Genomic DNA, 19611 nt, shown 5'->3' with positions numbered 1-19611 from the left:
TTTTTCCCTAGTTAACTGACTAAAGCGCAGTAACTTTTGTCAGCTTATCAGTACTGGACTGCTCTATATTATTACTTCTTAATCGGCTAGTTATTTTCTTTCTATGTGGTCTCTTCATATGTGAACGCTTTTTATACAGAAAGTTGACATATGCATGTGGGTAGTACATATGTCTAAAAGCTAGAGAATTAGTGTAAAAGCTAGAGGGAAGGTTGGGACATTACTGCTGTCCGGCAAAAGTGCCATGACCATAAAGTCATGAATGACCTATCCCATTTGCGGCTATCACGACATATCAAAGAATAGTAGGACACACCGTGGGAAGCAGAACTACAATTGCAGAGACGGCGGCCGTCGTTTGGTAGGCATTCCCTAGGGCATAAGACGATGCAAGGTCCTAATAACGGCAATAAGCGGTAGGGTTTGCTAGCGATGGATGCGGATACGAGAGAAATTATTAAGTGAGCTATCGGCCACCGTCCACAAGTTTCTGCACAACAGTTGTATCAATCACTACCTCCTATGTACAGACAATGTGCCAAAGTGTACACAGAATACTGTGAAGTCGTAGGCCACGGTGATTCTGAGCAAGCGACTTTCGGTAAATTAAAGATAGTGGCTTGGCTAGCTACATTGAGCGGTCAACATGGAGTGATAATACCTTGTCTTAAAGAGGGCGACTCGTGAGGAAGAAGCCCTTATTACTCAAAGAAGTTGGGCAAGCATACTGGTGCGATATGGAACTTCATTCATAAGTGCAACCGCTCAGTCAGAAAAAAGGTGGATTGTCTGGATCCTAATGTTTTCTCTGCTCTCTACTAGATCGCACTACCAGGTCATTGATAGCATGAATAATACAAACTTGTCCCCTGTATTTATCGTAAGTTCTAGTCGATTAGGCACTACGCTCCTAAGGGATATACTGAACGCGAGTGAACAGATATATATTCCTTCATATATTCTTTACAAAAATGCTTTCTTTGCTAGAGCTTCTCCTTAATATATAGGGAGCGAGTTTATAGGAATCAAAAGGAGTTCTCCAACAAGGACTATAGCCAGGTATAAAATTATTTGTGAAGGCCTCTTGGGATAACGACTGGAATATGAATTAAGTACTGTTATGAGGATATGTGATGACTGTCCAATCCACTCAGTCTACGTCTGCTCTGGAAAAGGTCACTAGAAATTGGAACGATTTTTACAATCGCCTCCGAGGTAGGTACTTAATGAGCAAAGCAATCTTGATTAAGAAGCATAAAGTGATTTATTTCCCTATCCCAAAGGTAGCTTGTACCAGTCTTAAGAAAGCTTGCGCTGACTTGATAGAGATGTCTTCTGATTCAGACATTTCTGTACATGATACGTACTTCCCTGGCATCCAAGATCTTGATGCATTGCAGGGGTATGAAGACTACTTCAAATTTGCTTTTGTACGCAACCCATGGGACCGGCTAGTGTCTTGCTATTGCAATAAGATTAAGTCGGATGCGCATATTAACAATCGCTGGTTTCAAAACGGCGTGAGTGTAGGTTTGGCACACTATGACACTTTTGAAGCCGGTATGTCCTTCGGGGCGTTTGTGAATAGCGTAATTGATATCCCTGAGACCTTAGCAGAAAAGCACTTTAGGTCACAACACACTTTTATTGTGGGCGTAGACGGTAAACTGCTGCCCAACTTTGTCGGCAAGTTTGAGAGCTTGAGTGAGGATTTGGCGCGGATCTGTGATCACCTCAACGTCGAACCTATGGAACTTCCTCATTTACAAAGGTCATTTAGAAGGGACTACCGAAAGTACTATTCTGAAGATCTAAAAGAAGTAGTTGCTACCCGATATGAAAGAGATATTGCATTATTTGGATACGATTTTGAGTAGCTAGAGTGATGGTTCATCGGATTGATATGAGACGATGATTTCGAGCATGCGACATTTTCGGTGGGTAGAGAAAGACAGTGTCCCAACTAGCTACACAGAGCAAGTCAACATAAGAATGGTAATGCCCTACGTCAAAAAGTTGGGCGGTTTATGAGGAAGGCGCTGTCATTCTCAAAGAGGTTGGGCAACCCTATCGAGCGATATAGAACTTCATTCATGGGTATAACCGCTTGGTCAGAAGAAAGAGAGTGGATAGTTCTGACTCCTGATACTTTCTCCACCCTTTACTGAATCGCACTACCAAATCGTTGATAGCATGAATAATACAAACTTGTCCCCTGTATTTATCGTAAGTTCTGGTCGATCAGGCACTACGCTCCTGAGGGCTATACTGAACGCGAGTGAACAGATATATATTCCTCACGAAAGTGACTTCTTCGCTAGGGCCTATCCTTTCTATAAAGATCAAGAAAAGTTCTCTGATGAAGACTATAACCAAATTGTGAAGCTATTTATGAAAGCTTCTCAAGAGAATGGCTGGGGTATGGATAAAGACTATCTGCTGAACTACTTACAAAACGCATCCCCCTCAAGCTTCTCCGAAGTCAATAGAGCTATCTATGATGCCTATATGAAGATAAAAGATCTTCCTAATCTGCAGTGGGGAATCAAGCACCCCGTATTGATTGCCAGCGTGGATAAGATATTTGAAGTTTTTCCGAAATGTAAGATAGTACACATCGTTAGGGATGGCCGAGATGTATGTCTTTCGTACCAAAAAGTTCACAAGGGGAGCCTAAATAAGTTTGGGCCAAAAAGTCCGATAACCTCTGCACTTTATTGGATTGATGGTCTCAAGCGGATAGAAGAAAATGATTGTGAGCAGCTATACGAGCTTCGTTACGAGGACGTACTGGCTCAGTCTAAACATGAATTGAGAGGGCTCTGTGAGTTTTTAGACATCGAATTTACGGAAGATCTGTGTGAGAGATATTCTACTTCAGCCCTTAACAGAAACTTACTGTTATCTCAGCACGAAAATACGATTCACGGAAAGGTGAAAGGTGGCATTGATGCTAGCAATCAGGGAAAGTTCTTGACACAGATGCCAAAGATAGATCGGTTCGTGTTTGAGCTACTGGCAATGCCCTATCTCATAAAATATCGATATTCCATTGAGTTTCCTTTTTTATCGAATTTGGTTTTGGACTCGTTTAGACAAAGTGCTTATACCTTAGCTAGACAGTTTAACAATTGGAGATATAAAAGGCGTGCTGTCAATACTTTTAAGAATCTAGGGTAGATCTACCCTGAGCAGTACTCCGGACAGAATTAGGGGGTTAGAGCCTCATAGTTACACAGTACCGTCATAGTACGTATTCACATGATTTCGGGCTCGTGCCAACTTTCGATTCAACGATAGCGGTGGATAGGCTACATTCATATCGACAATAATGGAGCCCGGTCCAATGGGATAGGATACGTTAAGGACTTTACGTAGAAGGACTTAGAAAGCGTTTAGCAACTTTGTTATTGTGTCTGGCACTGAATATGATACCCAAGGTCCGCTGAGTGCCAAGTGCGATAGCGGTACTTCCACAAGTTCCGTTGCAGTCGCTTTCTAAGATCTTGAACAGGCTCTATACGAAGCTGAAGATAGGACTATCAAGGGTGAGCGATTTGCCTTGCCCCGATCCTACGATACCTACTAGCTCCTCTTGACCCGATGACTTCAGGAAGATACCTAAATGTTGCTTGTTGTCTAAAGGCGATGCACCCAATTGATAATCACTCTTCTTTCCGTGTAGCTGAATGGTATCTTCTTGCGTCAGTCCGCGAATGAGCGCATAGTCTGACAGGCCCATACTGTTGCTATCTCCATCGTCGTAGAAGGCCGTATCAGCATTTCCTAGGACGTACAGGTCTGCCCCTTTACCACCGAGTAGAACGTCTCTCTCGCCTATTCCAGGCATGTCGCTATTCGTATCCACTGCAGTTAGCTGATCTGCACCACCGCGGCCGGATATCTTTTGATTCCCCACCCCACCGTAAAGTTTGTCGGCACGACTAGTTCCTGTGATGACACTGTTATCTAATGTGGCCTTGCCCGAATCGCTTACGTTGGAAGTTGAGTTAGCAATATCATTGATAGATACTGTTTGCGCTTCTACTTCACTTGAAACCGGTTCCTGAACGACTGTGTAGCTAGCAGATACGGTAGACAGCACTTTTCCTTTTCCATTGTTCTCTGAGTAGGCAGTCGCTTCTATAGTGTAGCTACCATTACGAAACGTCTTTCCTTTGAAGTTACCATTCCTATCTCCGAAGATTGCATAAGGTGCAACGTCCTCAATGCGATCGCCCAGATTAGACTCAAACTTCACGCTTTCAACCGCCTTGGCAGACGGGTTGAACCTGTTGATTCGAGCGACCAAATTATACTCTCGAAAGTTAAGTGCGTTTCGATTAATTTCTGTAAGCGCGCCCAAATCCTCAAAGCCTTCTATTGGCTTGCCAGTTGCCACATCAATCAGAGACAGCGTCAGTAAATCCATACTGTCAGATGGTATGACTGGCTTAGGTTCAACGACTGGGTCAGGCTCGACGACTGGCTCAGGCTCAACAACTGGGTCAGGCTCGACGACTGGCTCAGGCTCAACAACTGGGTCAGGCTCGACGACTGGCTCAGGCTCAACAACTGGGTCAGGTTCGACGACTGGCTCAGGCTCAACAACTGGGTCAGGTTCGACGACTGGCTCAGGCTCAACAACTGGGTCAGGTTCAACGACTGGCTCAGGTTCAACGACTGGCTCAGGTTCAAGGTTGTTGACTCCTTGCAAGAATGTCAGCTGATTTTGAAATTCTTTGCGTTTGGGGTACTCTAGCTCGTCTTGACCAATGATTGTAGCTTCAACAAACTCGAGCGGCCGGGCAGACTCGTGGAGAAAAGGACCTGGAAAGTTCTTAGGTAAGAGACTTTGAAGATCACGACCTGCCACTTTGTTGTTAGTCTCAGCTACTAGCGTAGGCCGAATGAACTGTAGCGGATCATCGCTAGGACGCCGACTGCGACTCTTTGACTGCACCATCACTCTGGCTTCAGCAAGAATAGCATCTTCGATTTTGACATTTCTCGTCGGACCTACTTGGACAGCCATGTTACCAATTTTCCAGGCGGTAAAGTCCTTGATAGCGGCATTATCCGAACGGGTAGTAAAGCTTTCTCCTAATTCCAGTCCATTGCCAGTCCAATTGAATCGATAGCCCAAGTTATCGGAAGCATAGGGATCAAACATGATTGTATGAGCCGTATTGTCCTCAAACTGACGGATTGGGGCCTGCTTTAGCGCCTTTCCCTTTTTGTCTGCGGTACCAGAACCGTTGTCTGGTTCAACAAACCAAAATCCTTGACCGCTAACAACACCAGCAGCATGGTTACCGACAAAAGCATTGTCAGGGTTAGTGATCCAAAAAGCAGAAGCTCGCTCTTTGCGGCCAAACCGTGGATTATCTACTCGAAACTCTTGCTGAGTAGAACGAGGCAGCATAGCTAGATTGTTGATGAACTGATTGCCAGTTTCTACGCCATCTTCAATGTAGAAGCTATGGCTCATTGTCTCGTAAGCTACATTGCCTTCGACTAACAAGTTATCTGTTCTATGAACAACAACACCTCGCTGAAAGGTGTTATGAACAGAGGAATTCTTCAAATATGAGCCTTCTGCATCACCTGTGTGGTGGAAATGAACAGGATAGCCACCTAGCTCTCCAGAAAGACCTAATCCAGCAAATTCTACGCCGTCAATTTTGATATCAGAACCAGCCATATATATGGTGTGTCCACCGTAGCCAGTTCGAGTGTAATAGTTAGGGTTCTCACGACTGTTATCAATTCTAGTTTCTCCCTCATCCGACCCGGTGATACTAATGTTGCGTGACAAATTAGTCACCTCACCGCGCATATCGAGCACCTTACCGTTACCCAATGCCTGCTGCTGACCGTAATGCTTGTTCTCCAAAGGGCGATCAAAGAATACAGTTGAGCCTTCGATACGGCTAATGACTCGCTCTTCTACCTCAAACACATCGAAGTCAGTAGGGGCGATCGCAATTGTGTCACCGACCCCCCATCCTTTAGGTGATCCGTTGAGTTTGATGGACCTATCACCCGCATTTGCTGTCGAGTTTAGCTGCATCCAGCTATCGACCTTAGCACCATGCAGCGACAGCTTGCCACCAGGCGCTACAATAACAACTTTGTTATCGATAGGGTTGTCCATATGCTGTGCATGCATTCCTCCCATATGGCCCATATGGCCATCCATTAGTTCTGAAAGAACAACATCAGCATCTCCCGACTTACCAGTTAAGATAATCTCAGCCTTGTGTTCGTGAGGGGCCGTCTCACTTCCTGCTGTCATTTCGCCAAACACAACAATGTTGTCAGCCGTAAGTCTGACATCAGTCTCGCCAAATATTAAGTTGCCATGAATAACTAGATTTCCTAGTTCTGGAGTAGTATCATCAAGAAATACAGAGAGTCCTTTTGGGATAACAACATCTTCCCCAGCCTTAGGTGTTCTTCCCAACCATTCAGATGCCTGCGACCACAGTACAGTTTTCCCTGCGGAATTCGATACGCTGCCATCTGGACTCATACCTTGATAGTTGTTGTGCATTTCCATTACATGGTTACTGGTGTTCATTTTGGTTGAGATCCCTGTGGGTAGTTAGTTTAAAGAAAGACGCCTGCACGAAGTATCGTTATGGTTTGTCAGGAAAAAAGTTAGCTCTAGAAGATAAGACTGAACGGTGGTTGATGCACAAGTTGTTGCATGGAGAGTATGCTAGAAGCGAGAAAAATATTTATCTCTAACGCTCTCTGATGACTTTGTGAACTCAAACACTGCGAGCACTGAAAACTCACAGAAGTTCATTGGTTATCAAGCGACGAGTTTACGTCGCTCCAGCCGTTATTTCTCAAGAGCCATTGAAAAGCACTAACGCGCCGAATCAAAAGGCTCTGGTAAAAGTCATCGACGATTACTCTAATCGTCGGCGCGCAGTATTGAAACTGATTGCAGAAGAGCACAGCGCTAAGACTATTGCTGAAAACTTGTCAGTCCAATAGCTAGATTGGATAGACAGAGCTACTTAGCTCCGTGCGGAACTGAGCTAGCGAAGCCGGAAGGCTTTGAATGCATAGTTTGCAAGCTATTTGCGGTGTAGTAATTCTAATGGCAAGCCAAAGTATGGGGGCTTTTCTATTTCCAGGATGTACGAAGACAAGCGTTTTTTGTAACTGGTGACGCGGGTTGCTACAAGCAAACCAAGATTTTGAAAGGCATATAATTAATGGCTACAGTCAAAGTGCTTTAGTTTAAATCTCTCTAACGCGCTCTGCTAGCAGATGCATTCCTAGTGACAAAGGTCGAGTTAGATTTCTTTCAACCCTGAGTAAACTATCATCATCTAAACGAAAAACATGCTTGATGTCAACTTCAAAATCCTACAAATAAGGACGTCATCATTGTTCCTAATCACTGACCGAGTCTACATCAAGTTTTTCGATAGAAAGTTGACTAAATATGCGTCCGATTCATCCGGATGCGCGTTTCACCTAAGCCAGTGAATATAATCCGAACGATATTTTCTCAATCTACCGAGGACTAGCAGATTGAAAAAGAGCTGTCAACTTCGAAGTGCTGAGCCCTAAAGCTACGAAACAAACTCGAACGCACTGCTCTCAAAACTCAAGTTTTTTTGCTGACTGTCTTTCAACACAGCAATCAACTCATCTTCGCCTGACGTTAGAAATATACCCAGATTATCTTTGCCTCTAACTGTTGTTGCTCCTAGGCGATAATCTGAGGCTACGCCATGTAGCTCAATAATATCTTGTCTTTCGCTAAAGCCACGGATTTCTGCAAAGTCTGCTAGGCCGCTAGTACCAATATCTCCATCGTCGTAGAAAGCGCCTAGAGTATTACCTAGAACATAGCGATCGGCACCTATTCCACCGATCAAGACGTCCTGCTCACCTAAGCCTGGTCTATGAGCACTCTCATCTACTCCTACCAGCCTGTCTTTGCCTCTTCCCCCAACGATCTTTTGGTTGGTACCATCGCCGACTAGCGTATCATTGCCGTCTGTACCAACTATATATAGATTCGAGGAACCTACTACGCCTAAATCAGTGGTTGGGCTGACATTTTCATGCGTAACATCATGGATGGAAGGTGCGTCATCTGGCCGAGGGCTTGAGTGGCGAACCTTGTAATCAACTGTCAGTATAGAAAGCATCTGACCACCACCGTTAGCTTCGCTATAGCCAGTTACCTTCACCTGGTAGTCACCGTCATCTATAACCTGACCAGTAATAGTTCCCTTGCGATCGCCAAACAGCGTATATGGTTTGACGTTTTCAATACGATCACCAGCTGCCGTTTCAAACTTCACACTCTTGATTGCGGAGGAGCTTGGGCGAGCAATAAGACTATAGTCGTCGATTCCTAAAGCGTTAGGGTCTATTTGCGAAACGCGGCTTAGATCCTCATACCCTTGAACAATTTCGCCATTATTCGCATTCACCAGAGCCAACGTGATTAAGCTGCTATCAACAGGAACCGTCGGCTTAAGAGTGACAGGAGGCGATACTGGTTCGGGGGTAGGATCGAGAGGAACGACTGGGTCAGGAGTTGGTGCTACCACCGACTCTATTGGGCCTTGAGGAGATAAATAGGTGTTAAAAAAGTTTTTAGCATCTATTGGATCACCCGTTTCATCGCCTGTCAAAGCATAGAAATGCATTCCAGCATCAGAAGGATCATCTACCTTGCGCTCTGCATTTTGCATGAGCGATCGCACTTCTTGTAGGAGCGGATCTGTTGTATTGTCTAGCCATTGCCATTGAGAACTATTGAATCCGCCATTTTGGTCGATGATAGTCCTAAAAGCAACTTGAGAAAAGTCGCGCTGTAAGTCACTCCATGTACGGGTGCCACCCAAATCGTAATCTTCGTTCGCACTAGAGTGAGAGAGCAGTGTGATGTTGCTGAGATTGCCAGGGTCGGTCAGTTCGAGAGCACGGTAGGTCATTTCCATACGTCCTCCCTCTAGTACCAGAATCTGCTTACCAGAGTTGAAGATATCTACCAGTTTTTGAGTTGTTTCGGCCATATCTTCTTGATAGTCGTAAGTCTCTATACCTAGTGTCTCTGCAAAAGCAGCACCTTCTCGCATAGTCTCAACACGACCGCGAACGTTCGGCTGCCCTACATTGTTGTTGTAGAAGAATGTGGACTTATCTTGTAAATCTGCGGCTCTAATCAACGCAGCTGCTACAGGTAGTCCAGCTATGTCATCTGGGTCTCTATTGTTGCCATCAAAATGTGATACGACCTGATCAAACTGAGAATACAATGCAAAGTCTGTGTTCATGAATTGATTTTCTGATATGTAGAAATAGTTGATGGTCTAGATGCAGTGACGCGGAACAAATATCTTTGAGAAACTGTTCTAGTACAGAGAAACCAGCAAACATCTCACCTGTTACTACAAAAGTTATTCAGCTACAAAAAACGCCTAACGTTACCATTTTTATGTTTGGTGCAGTTGCAGCAAACCTGCACTTAACGAGGCAAAGGCCGCAAGAAAACCCTGTTCCCATAGCGTAGGCACTGAAGTACATTCTGGGAGGTCAGCATGCCGATACGCTATCAAGTCATAAGCTTCTAGCGCCTTCGTTGCCAAGCAAAGGATTGGTAATCTGGACAAAGCCAACACAGGTCGCTACAAACTGTCGCTGCCGCTGTTTCTTGTTATCACTGTGCGTTTTGCTTGTCGGTACGGATACTTTGCTTCGATGCCTTAGAGAAGTTTGCGAGACACCGATATACATGCACCAAAATTACTGACCCAGAATAGGAAACATCAGTTTTCATAAAACAGGAAATGCCGAAAGAGTAAGATTTCGTTAGCAATTGCATACAGTATTAACTGTTGTTGAGCCTGAGGCCTAATCAAGAGTTCCCAATATGAAGCTAATATCAACTCAATGAAATGCTTGATGATTCGGAGCGGCTGATCGAAATCTAAAAGCTAGTGAAGGCTCTACATCTAGATAAAGCTATTCACATACACAAGTGCCAATAGAGCAAGAAATACAGCTCTGTTGCCAGAAAGTGGTTAAGACAGAACAACACTATCACCATTCCCGCGATTGTACAACGACTCTAAAGATTCGGTTGAGGAAGGAGGGCTGTCCTATTACATTCCCGCTGTCGACACCTTTGATCTGCCGCTTGCGGATCCATATTTATCGCCTCACAACCTCTGAGCGTATGCCTGGCCAAATTGAACCACCTTCTAGCCCTAGCTTTATGCGCCGTTTTATAAATTGATGGTCCTGCTCCACCATATTGTTCGAGTACTTATCCACTTGGACTTCCGTAGTTTTAAAAAGAGCCTCATCGGGTTTCAAAGAGCGATCGCAGAGGGATAGATCGCATTCATATCGACGGGATTGGCCCTCGGTTCAAGCGTGTAGGATGCGCTAAGAACTCTACGCAGAAAGACTTAGAAAGCGTTGAGTAGCTTTGGCATCCCGCTGAGCACTGAGTATGGATCTAAGGTATTGCTCACAGAGTTCACAGCGTGATAGCGGTACTTCCACACCTCTTTTATTTTGCAGTAGGTCTCATCCATCCTCCGTAAGTCACTGATGAGCTTGGAGATACGGGCGACACTGCACGTCTGGATCCGGACTGTAGGCCTGCACCCGCTGAATATATAGGGAAGTGAAATACTTTGGCGCCTTGTTCGAGTCGAGTATCATTTCCCTTCAAATCCCGGTAGCTTAGATACTAGCCAACGTTCAGTAAGATTAGGTCCTTGGCAAGGTACTTTGGTCGCTACCTCGCCAGGGGGCTAGGAAGCAAACGCATATCTTGAAACGGAACCCATTTGTAAAGAATGGGTATGCGACTAAGTACGCCAACATGTATCTTCGTTAAAGCTAACAGCAGATAGTTGATAGTTTCACTGAGTTGACTACATCATGGATACACAATCAAAGATGCAGCTCTAGGTATTACCACTTTACCCAAGCAATGACTTTGATAGCTGCTAAAGGCACACCGTTAGTAGTTGTACTAGCTAATGCAACTGTAAGTCATCAAATGAATCTATAGAGTTAGTAAAGTCAATGGGTTCAGTACTACCAATCTAATTCAGACACGACCTATTTCACGGTTAGCAGTTTAGACAGAGTAAGTTCTTGTAGTTGTTTCCTGGAGTAATGAATAGTAAGGAGTAACTTTCTTTTCTTTTTACCATCTACTTATAAGTCGGTTAGTGCTAGTTCGATTTAATACTTTCTGAGAGAGTACTTCTTATTTAAGCCGAGCTTCACGTGCATTAACTATACCTTCCTTCCTGAATCGTTGTTATCTACTAGTTTAAAAAATGAAACCACAAAGTGTCGAAGTTATAGGTCTTCCCATCACTGCCCTTAGACTGAGTGAGCAAGTCAATCTTATGGTTGAGTGGGGTAAGCAGCGTTTGAGTAAAGTGGTCTGCGTCGCAAACGTTCATATGCTAGTTGAGTCGCAGCGCGATAATCACCTTAGAAGTATCTTGAATAGAGCGGATCTGGTTACGCCAGATGGTATGCCCTTAGTATGGATGATGCGATCGCTAGGCGAAGAATCACAAGATCGTGTTGCTGGTATGGATATCTTCGAGACAGCCTGTAAGCTTTGCCAAGAAAAGAACGTTTCTATCTATTTAATAGGCTCTACAAAATCCGTTTTGGATACCATGGAAGCTCGACTGCACAAAGAATTTCCAGATCTAAAGATTGCAGGGTTAGAGTCTCCTCCTTTTCGGCCGCTAAGCAACAGGGAAGATGAGGAAACCGTTGAAAGAATTAACCGTAGCGGTGCGGGGATCACTTTTGTATCTCTAGGCTGTCCGAAACAGGAACGTTGGATGGAAGCACATCGAGGCAGACTAAACTCTGTCATGGTTGGCGTAGGAGCCGTCTTTCCTGTCTATGCAGGTTTACAGAAGCGTGCCCCAAAGTGGACTAGAGAACTTGGTTTAGAATGGCTCTATCGTCTGGTCCAAGAACCCCAGCGATTGTTTGGCCGTTACTTCAACACTATTCCGCCCTTTGTGTATTTGGCAGTGAAGCAGCTAAGTATTACTAGGAAACCACAGCGCCGATTGGTCTTCTCTAAAGGTCTAAGAAAAGGCTTCTAAAGATACGAGAGAGTTCATCTTCTTCGTATGTCAGTTACGCTTATTTTGTTAGTACCTTATCAACGATCAATTCTTTTGAAGACTTGTCCGGTGCTTCATGATTGTAATTTTACTTACAACGATTATCTGCGTGTCGTATGTAGCTCTTGGTAATCGGTGAAAGCGTCATCAATGTAGTTTCATGATTTATCTGGGGCAACCTTATGAAGTGGTCACCTTTTCCCAACTTGACTAGCTTGATAGAAACGACAAGCTACCTACCTCTCCAATGACTTCACAGAAAGTTTTTACCCGGCCTGGCATACTTTTCAGGAAAGATTACCACCTCGCTTTGGCTTGCACCTTATCGAGTGTTGTTTTTGCTGTTCAGCTACCTATTAGAGCAGCAGAGTATGAAACGCAGAACTTACCGGTTCTAGAGGCTCCACCAGAAGTTCCAGCAGCAGTTAATTCTCTAGACGCAGCTACGCCTGTAACTACAGCGGCGCCTCCAAACGATGGCATCATTCCTTCGAGTGGCTTCCCTACTGTAGAAAGCTATACATTAGGCGCTGGCGATCAGGTGCGGGTGGATATATTTCAGCTTCCTGAATACAGTAGTGAGTATGAAGTATTAATCGATGGTACTTTGAGCTTGCCAATAGTTGGTCAGGTTGCAGTTGCCGGATTAACGCTAGAGCAGGCCGAACGAACTATTTCACAAGCCTATGCTCAGAGACTACGTCGGCCTATAATTGAGATATTCTTGGTCACTCCGCGACCGCTGAGAGTTGGTATCGCAGGCGAAGTCGCCAGGCCTGGAGAATATATTCTAGAGAGAGAGGGCACTCAATTCCCTTCTCTAGTCAACGCCCTAGAAACAGCCGGTGGCATTACCCAGTCCGCTGATTTGAGGCAGGTGGTTGTGCAGCGCCCCGACTCGTCTGGGGGTGTTCAAACTTTTGTAGCCAATCTATGGCAATTTCTAAACACAGGAGATTTGCAGTACAACCTGGCACTTCAGGACGGTGATACCATCTATATACCGACGAGAAGCGATTTCGATTATGCCGAATCGCTACAGCTCTCGGCAGCTAGTTTTGCAGCTGAAGGCTCTCAGGCGCTGAATGTAGCGGTTGTAGGAGAGGTTCTTAGACCCGGACCGTACGCTGTGAGTGGTAGTTCGAGCAGTCGTGATAATGGCACATCGGCTGGCTCAAATGGGGCAAGGCAACCTACAGTTAGCCAAGCCATTCAAACCGCTGGTGGTATCCAACCAGAAGCTGATCTGCGGGAGGTGAAGATCTACCGTCGAACTCGTAACGGGACGCAGCTAGTTATTGATGTGAATCTGTGGGCACTGCTAACTGATGGAGATATCACCAAAGATGTTGCTCTACAAGAGGGAGATACTGTCTTTGTACCTGAGGCAGAAACCTTGATTGCCAGTGAAATCACTGAAGCAGCTAGCGCTAGTTTCTCTCCAGAGACGATTCGGATTAACGTCGTAGGGGAAGTGGAAGATCCTGGTGCCGTTGAGATACCACCTAACACCCCGCTCAGTCAGGGTTTGCTAGCAGCAGGTGGATTTAACAACCGAGCTAGGCAAGAGAATGTCGAACTCATCAGGCTAAACCCTAATGGAACCGCAACTCGCACTTCTATTGATGTTGATTTTGCCGCAGGTCTTGACGAGGCGGAAAATCCACTGCTACGTAATAATGACGTTATCGTGGTAGGGCGCTCAGGAATAGCTAGCTTCTCAGATACACTAGGCAGCGTAGTAACGCCTTTAGGTAGAGCGTTTTCACTATTCTCGATTCCTCTATCAATTTTAAATTTATTTGACTAGTGTTTAATTGTATCTTTGCCAATTTCATTAAGAAGCGTTCGTACTGCAGCCTACAAACACCCAAGTCATGAGCCGCACAAAGGTTACTAACCATGTCTTCTGCTAATCCACCAGTACTAAGAGACATCATTCAAGAACCAGACCAAGAAGGTGGGTTACGGCTCGGTCGAGTCGTAGATGTGTTGAAACGTCACGTCTTCTTAATTACAGGTATAACGGCCTTAGCAACGTCAGCGGTAGTGGCCCGTGCCCTGACCGAAACACCGCTCTATCGAGCAGATTTTGAGCTGTTAACACCGCTTGTAACCCTAGAAACTCAGATAATTTCAACGATTAGTCCAGATGCTCTTAGCAATCAATCGGAGTCAGTTGGTGTAGGGTTATTAGATGATACCAAGTTAAAAATATTGACGAGTCCTCGGGTACTGGTCTCAGCTGTAGAAGAACTTGAGAAAACCTATCCCGATATCAGTTACGACAGCCTAAAAAACAATCTTACAATTACGCCAAATGACAATGGGAAAACATTAACTGTACAGTATCGGAGCGATGATCCCTATAAGGTCACGACAGTTTTAGAGGTTGTTCTGCAGACGTACCTCAACTACAGCTTAGAAGATCGGCAGAATGATATCTATAGAGGAGTTGATTTTGTAAATGATCAGCTACCTGCTGTAAGAGCACGTGTCAATGAGTTGGAAGCAGAATTAGAAGCCTTGCGTCAAAACTCCAATTTAATTGATCCTTTAGCGCAAGGCGATCAGTTATCACAGCAAATGGCTCAATTCACCTCTGATCATTTGAACTTGCAGGTAGAAATCGCACAAACCACAGAGCTTTATAACGACTTACAACAGGAATTGAGTCGAATAGACAACGAATATGCTTCAACTTCTGCCTTGGCACAGAGCGCTCGCTATCAGTCTTTGCTTGATCAACTCCTAGTAGTTGATAGTGAGCTTGCTGACAACCTGACCGTATATGTAGAGGACAGTCCAGAAGTAGAAGTAATAGAAGAGCGTCGAGCCAACTTAGAACCACTGTTAGAGCGAGAAGGGGTTCGGGTGCAAGAGCAACTCGCGAGTCGTATTCGCGAGCTTAATGCTCGAGATCAGGCTTTGCGAGAGTCAATCGCAACACTAGACGAACAAATTCGAAATCTATCTACTGTGACTCGTAGCTACAACTCTATTCAGAGGGATTTGGAGATTGCAGCGACTAATCTGAACGAATTTCTGACCAAGCGGGAGACTTTACGAATTGAGGCTGCGCAACAGCAAACGCCATGGGAAATACTAACACCACCTTCTGCACCACAAGCGTTTTCTCAGACTGGCAAAAGCAGTCTTCTAGTTGGTCCAATCCTAGGCTTGTTGCTTGGTTCAGGTATAGCTTTGCTCGTCGACCGTGTTAAAGGCAAGATCTGCACTGTCAGAGAGCTCAAAGATTTGACAAATGTTCCACTGCTAGCAACAATCCCATACAACCACTTGTTGGAAGGGAGCAAGGCTTCAATATTACCAAGGTATGAAGCTACCCGGCAGCCCATTTATTTTAATGAAGGCGTTCAGCACCTAGATAGAACAACAGGTCCTTTCTTAGAAGCGTTTAAGCTTTTAGCTACAAATGTCTGCCAGGGTGGCTCTCAAGATATAGCGAAGTCTTTTTCGGTTAGTTCTGCTGTGCCGAATGAAGGCAAAAGTACGATTAGCTTTTATCTAGCCCATGCCAGTGCATCTTTGGGTAAGCGAACCTTGTTAGTCGATGCCGACCTAAGACATCCTACGCTTCATCGGTTGTGTAATCTTCCAAATGAGAAAGGACTATCGGACTACATCGCTGGTGATGCCTTGCTAGACGAAAGCTTTGTCAATCTAGCGGTGGATGAGAATTTATTCTTCATGTCGTCTGGCTCTATAGCAGTAGATCCGGCCAAAGTACTTGCTTCGAAAAAAATAGAGGAGTTTTTCCAACAAATCTATAAGACATTCGATGTAATCATTTTCGATACGCCTCCGCTGCTGGGCTTTGCCGATAGTCTTATGGTTGCTCAAATAACACAGGGGCTTCTACTGACTGTACGCCTAGGCGAAATTAAGTCTTCCCAGCTGCAGCAGGCTTTAGATAGACTGTACACCGCAAGAGTCCCTGTAATGGGAATAGTAGCCAATGGCTCGAGAGAAGATGATGATAGCTTGTACGCCTATCAGCAATACTATAAAGAGGCCCTGGAAGAAGACAGCTCAGCAATTCTTACACCAGCTATTAATCTAAGTAACGGCGCAGCTGGCAAATAGTCGATATTTCCTTGTAACAGATAAGGTATGCATGAGTAGAATAGCGCTAGCTTAAAAGCTTTGTGCAAGCAGACAAATGTTGAAGGCCCCATATATACCCATCGCAAGCGAGTCATTATTGAATCTGTTAACGACCAGCCCGAAATCATTTGTCAGATTGAGCATTTCAGACATCGTAATCACTTCAACTTTTTAGCTAATCTGCTCACTGGCTTCGCTGCTTACCCATATCATCCGAAAAAGCCATCCTTACAAGAGCCTATTCGACCGACATGCTTTGCCTTAAGCTATCTACTCACTGTCGAATCCAGGCTACGTTAGCCCTCGGTTCGTCTTGGCTAGACCTTTGAAGCAAAAAGCAATAGAAATAGCGATGATCCTATGTTTGAGAATCATCGCTTCTGTCTTTAAACAAAATCAAACTAAAAAGTGCGACTAAGATGTAACACAGGCGCGACGCCAACGTTTAGCCTCACTTTCTGGCTTACTGTAGCTTTTCACTGGCAGCGGCAACGCCACTTGCTGAAGGCTTTTGACCTAGTTCTATGAGGGTAGATTCTAAGGCACTAATTGCACATAAGATATCGCGATCGCTCACAAATCCTAAATGCCCCATCCGAAACATCTTGCCCTTCATATGATCTTGTCCGCCTGCTAGGGCAATATCAAAGCGCTGCTTCATCACCGAGCGAATTTTCTCAGCGTCGATCCCATCGGGCACCACCGAAGTTACCGCCGGACTCGCATGCGTATCTGGCGCAAACAGCGGTAATCCCAGCGCTTTCATCGCAGCGCGGGCCGCCTCTCTATGACGAGCATGACGAGCAAAGATACTGTCTAGGCCTTCTGCTCTCATCATCTCTAGCGCTACTTTCATCCCAAAGTAGAGATTGACCGGGGGCGTGAAGGGCGTACTGTCTTTTTCTGCCGACTTACGATACTTACCCAGATCTAAATAGAACTTCGGCAAAGTAGCCGTTTCATAAGTTTTCCACGCTTTGTCACTAACCGTAACAAAGCCTAGCCCTGGAGGCAGCATAAAGCCCTTTTGCGACCCTGACGCAATTACATCGATGCCCCATTCGTCAACCGGAATGTTGTATGAGCCTAAGCTGGTGACAGCATCGACGATAATTAGAGCTTCACCGTGGTCTTTGACTAGTTTGTTGATTGCTTCTAGATCGTTGAGAACACCGGTAGACGTTTCGCTATGGGTGATGATGACGGCCTTGATTTTCTTTTCGCTGTCGGCTGTCAATTCTTTCTCAAATTGATCAGGATCGAGCGGGCTACCCCATTCGGCTTTGATTGCCTGAACGTCTAAGCCGTAGGCATTAGCGATCTGCACCCAGCGTTCGCCAAATTTGCCGTTGCTGCCAACTAGAACGCGATCGCCTGCGCTCAAAAAGTTGATGATAGCCGCTTCTACCGTACCAGTACCGCTGGCTGCTAATGCCAGCACATGATTTTTAGTTTGAAAAAGCCATTTTAGATTGGCATTGGTTTGCGCGATAATCTGACTAAATTCACCACTGCGATGTCCAATAGGGTGCTTAGCCATTGCCAGCAGTACTTTTTCAGGGACCGGCGTTGGCCCCGGAATCATCAGCATGAGTTTGTCGTCCATGGAAAATCGCGTTGGATGAAGTGGATGAAAAGTTTAAGTAGAAATACGATTATGCTTTCTCTAGAATAATAACGATAGGCTTTAGCGAGAAAGCTTATAACTTCGTGATGATGTCAGTGTAATCGCAACCTATGGTCAATTCACCTACGCTCGATTCAACGGTTACTCGCACCATTCAAGCCATCCCAATTACGGCTGAAGCGTTCCGTCCCTTCGGTCAGCTGATCTTGCCACAGCCAGATAATGTTCCGTTCAACCCGCAAGATGCTCAACTGAAGCTAGAAGCAGGTACGCCTCGGTTCTACATCATGGCGCTGCATCAGCGCGGACGGCGGTTTCACGAAATTACTCGCCACAGTGGATGTACTCAGTGCCTAGGATCTCTAGAAGGGCAAACTTGGTTCTTGGGAGTAGCACCACCGAGCGAAGCTCCTCTACCAAGTCCAGACGAAATCAAAGTCTTTGAGATTCCCGGAGACTGCTTTGTCAAGCTTGAGGTGGGAACTTGGCATGCAGGTCCCTATTTCGATGCCGAAACAGTCAACTTTTATAACCTAGAACTCAGCGACACCAATGTGGTAGACCATACAACTTGCAATCTTTTGCGAACCTATAACGTGGCGTTTGAAATTGTATGATTTGATAGATGATCATACTCTAGAGAGTTAACCATCTATGGCTAAGTTTGTGATGTGGGGTAGCTACTGCGAGAATGCGCTGGAAATGCGTGGTCCCTATCGTGAGGCTCACCTGAAAGGACTCAGTGACCAAAAGGAAAAGGGGGTGCTCACCGCCCTAGGTCCGACGGTGGATAACACAAAGGTGTTTGGAACTTACGAAGCTGACAGCGAGGAGGCGGTACGACAGCTAGTAGAGGGCGATCCGTATTGGCAGAACGGGATTTGGACAGAATACTCCGTCTATGAATGGAATCAGGTATTTTAGATAGACATTGCTTAGGTCTCGGGCAGGTTATCTGGATCGAAGCCTTGTGATCGCAAAAAACTCATCAATCTTTGGTTCTCTCGATTCACTTGCTCTACCCGCTTGCTTTCTTGCTCGGCAGCACTCAACTGTCGCCTTCCTTGAGCATCATACCAAGTCAAAATTTCTTGCGAGTAGCCACCGATCTCAGCCTGATAGCGACCAATACCTAACCCCACTTCTGGCATCCAAAAGGGTTCACCAATCTGAAGCTGATAGGTTCCTTTCTCAAGCCTATAAACTTCAAAAGGCTGATGGCGATCGCGCTGCCAGAACTCTGGATTATAAATGACGTAATACAGCACACCTAACTTGGCATACAGCTCGAATTTTCTATCGTACTCACCGCCGTAATTGTGCGAAATCATTTCTAGCACAAGCGTAGGTACAATTCCCTTCTCTTCCCAGACAGCATAGCTCAGCCGGGACTTACCGTTCTTCTTACGATCTACGCCTAGGCTTAAAAAGCCATCTGGAACAACGGGGTCTCTAGGACTAAGACCGGTTGTGTGATAGATAGCCATATCTACGCCAAAATACCAGTCTGTACGGCTTGACCATAAGTGAGTGAGCAAGATCAGCAACAGGTTTGGCAACAAGTTCTGATCTCCATTATCCACAGGCGTATCGTCTGAGCAAGGCAAGTCAAAAGTACTTGGAAGCGATTGGTTGACAGAAATAGAGGACATGAGGATCGCCTTTAGAAAGCTCATATCTCATTGTAGAACAGCC

The 19611-nt window shown here is 45.3% G+C and carries 12 protein-coding genes; 7 read left to right on the top strand and 5 right to left on the bottom strand.

Annotated elements, in window-relative coordinates; translation table 11 throughout:
* The first annotated feature begins 1226 nt into the window (after positions 1-1226).
* Positions 1227-1877 (top strand): sulfotransferase family 2 domain-containing protein, encoded by a 651-nt coding sequence (locus S7335_RS08135; RefSeq protein ID WP_006455849.1) that lies wholly within the window; start codon positions 1227-1229, stop codon positions 1875-1877.
* 316 nt (positions 1878-2193) lie between these two features.
* Entirely contained in the window at positions 2194-3180 is a 987-nt protein-coding gene (locus S7335_RS08130; RefSeq protein WP_006455786.1) for a sulfotransferase, read from the top strand.
* A gap of 337 nt (positions 3181-3517) precedes the next feature.
* Here the strand turns inward: S7335_RS08130 and S7335_RS27255 are convergent, their stop codons facing one another.
* The 3 genes from S7335_RS27255 to S7335_RS29440 form a co-directional block, all read right to left on the bottom strand.
* A complete protein-coding gene (locus S7335_RS27255; protein WP_083785054.1) occupies positions 3518-6583 on the bottom strand; it encodes a G8 domain-containing protein in 3066 nt (1021 codons plus the stop codon).
* A gap of 1012 nt (positions 6584-7595) precedes the next feature.
* Complete coding sequence (locus S7335_RS25835; RefSeq protein ID WP_006457013.1) at positions 7596-9317, bottom strand: calcium-binding protein; 1722 nt, start codon at positions 9315-9317, stop codon at positions 7596-7598.
* 1137 nt (positions 9318-10454) lie between these two features.
* Positions 10455-10583, bottom strand: coding sequence for a DDE-type integrase/transposase/recombinase (locus S7335_RS29440; RefSeq protein WP_006457589.1), 129 nt, complete (start codon positions 10581-10583; stop codon positions 10455-10457).
* Between the two features lie 759 nt (positions 10584-11342).
* Between S7335_RS29440 and S7335_RS08110 the strand changes: the two genes are divergently transcribed.
* The 3 genes from S7335_RS08110 (at position 11343) to S7335_RS08100 (ending at position 16268) form a co-directional block, all read left to right on the top strand.
* On the top strand, positions 11343-12140 hold the full coding sequence (locus tag S7335_RS08110) for a WecB/TagA/CpsF family glycosyltransferase (protein WP_050765810.1): 798 nt from the start codon (positions 11343-11345) through the stop codon (positions 12138-12140).
* 268 nt (positions 12141-12408) lie between these two features.
* Positions 12409-13971, top strand: coding sequence for an SLBB domain-containing protein (locus tag S7335_RS08105; RefSeq protein ID WP_157620128.1), 1563 nt, complete (start codon positions 12409-12411; stop codon positions 13969-13971).
* 92 nt (positions 13972-14063) lie between these two features.
* Complete coding sequence (locus tag S7335_RS08100; RefSeq protein WP_006455884.1) at positions 14064-16268, top strand: polysaccharide biosynthesis tyrosine autokinase; 2205 nt, start codon at positions 14064-14066, stop codon at positions 16266-16268.
* A 484-nt stretch (positions 16269-16752) separates the two neighbouring features.
* On the opposite strand, the gene S7335_RS08095 is transcribed toward S7335_RS08100, so the two are convergent.
* On the bottom strand, positions 16753-17895 hold the full coding sequence (locus tag S7335_RS08095; RefSeq protein ID WP_006456826.1) for an alanine--glyoxylate aminotransferase family protein: 1143 nt from the start codon (positions 17893-17895) through the stop codon (positions 16753-16755).
* 131 nt (positions 17896-18026) lie between these two features.
* Between S7335_RS08095 and S7335_RS08090 the strand changes: the two genes are divergently transcribed.
* Positions 18027-18533, top strand: a complete 507-nt coding sequence (locus S7335_RS08090; protein WP_006457687.1) for an ureidoglycolate lyase — start codon at positions 18027-18029, stop codon at positions 18531-18533.
* Between the two features lie 37 nt (positions 18534-18570).
* Positions 18571-18840 carry a YciI family protein gene (locus S7335_RS08085; RefSeq protein WP_006454005.1) on the top strand — a complete coding sequence of 90 codons (270 nt, stop codon included), beginning with the start codon at positions 18571-18573 and terminating at the stop codon, positions 18838-18840.
* Between the two features lie 11 nt (positions 18841-18851).
* Here the strand turns inward: S7335_RS08085 and S7335_RS08080 are convergent, their stop codons facing one another.
* Complete coding sequence (locus S7335_RS08080; RefSeq protein WP_006453649.1) at positions 18852-19568, bottom strand: Uma2 family endonuclease; 717 nt, start codon at positions 19566-19568, stop codon at positions 18852-18854.
* Positions 19569-19611 lie beyond the last annotated feature (43 nt).

This window comes from Synechococcus sp. PCC 7335 (assembly GCF_000155595.1).
In the GTDB taxonomy this organism is placed as follows: domain Bacteria; phylum Cyanobacteriota; class Cyanobacteriia; order Phormidesmidales; family Phormidesmidaceae; genus Phormidesmis.
Note: the sequence above shows the minus strand (reverse complement) of the source record. Positions and strands in the feature narration are given on the sequence as shown.

Excerpts from the sequence above, each read along its gene's own strand:
- S7335_RS08080 (WP_006453649.1), bottom strand. The coding sequence starts at position 19,568 with ATGTCCTCTATTTCTGTCAACCAATCGCTTCCAAGTACTTTTGACTTG.
- S7335_RS08105 (WP_157620128.1), top strand. The coding sequence starts at position 12,409 with ATGACTTCACAGAAAGTTTTTACCCGGCCTGGCATACTTTTCAGGAAA.
- S7335_RS08130 (WP_006455786.1), top strand. The coding sequence starts at position 2,194 with ATGAATAATACAAACTTGTCCCCTGTATTTATCGTAAGTTCTGGTCGA.
- S7335_RS08135 (WP_006455849.1), top strand. The coding sequence starts at position 1,227 with ATGAGCAAAGCAATCTTGATTAAGAAGCATAAAGTGATTTATTTCCCT.
- S7335_RS08095 (WP_006456826.1), bottom strand. The coding sequence starts at position 17,895 with ATGGACGACAAACTCATGCTGATGATTCCGGGGCCAACGCCGGTCCCT.
- S7335_RS27255 (WP_083785054.1), bottom strand. The coding sequence starts at position 6,583 with ATGAACACCAGTAACCATGTAATGGAAATGCACAACAACTATCAAGGT.
- S7335_RS08110 (WP_050765810.1), top strand. The coding sequence starts at position 11,343 with ATGAAACCACAAAGTGTCGAAGTTATAGGTCTTCCCATCACTGCCCTT.
- S7335_RS29440 (WP_006457589.1), bottom strand. The coding sequence starts at position 10,583 with ATGGATGAGACCTACTGCAAAATAAAAGAGGTGTGGAAGTACCGCTAT.
- S7335_RS08085 (WP_006454005.1), top strand. The coding sequence starts at position 18,571 with ATGGCTAAGTTTGTGATGTGGGGTAGCTACTGCGAGAATGCGCTGGAA.
- S7335_RS08100 (WP_006455884.1), top strand. The coding sequence starts at position 14,064 with ATGTCTTCTGCTAATCCACCAGTACTAAGAGACATCATTCAAGAACCA.
- S7335_RS25835 (WP_006457013.1), bottom strand. The coding sequence starts at position 9,317 with ATGAACACAGACTTTGCATTGTATTCTCAGTTTGATCAGGTCGTATCA.
- S7335_RS08090 (WP_006457687.1), top strand. The coding sequence starts at position 18,027 with ATGGTCAATTCACCTACGCTCGATTCAACGGTTACTCGCACCATTCAA.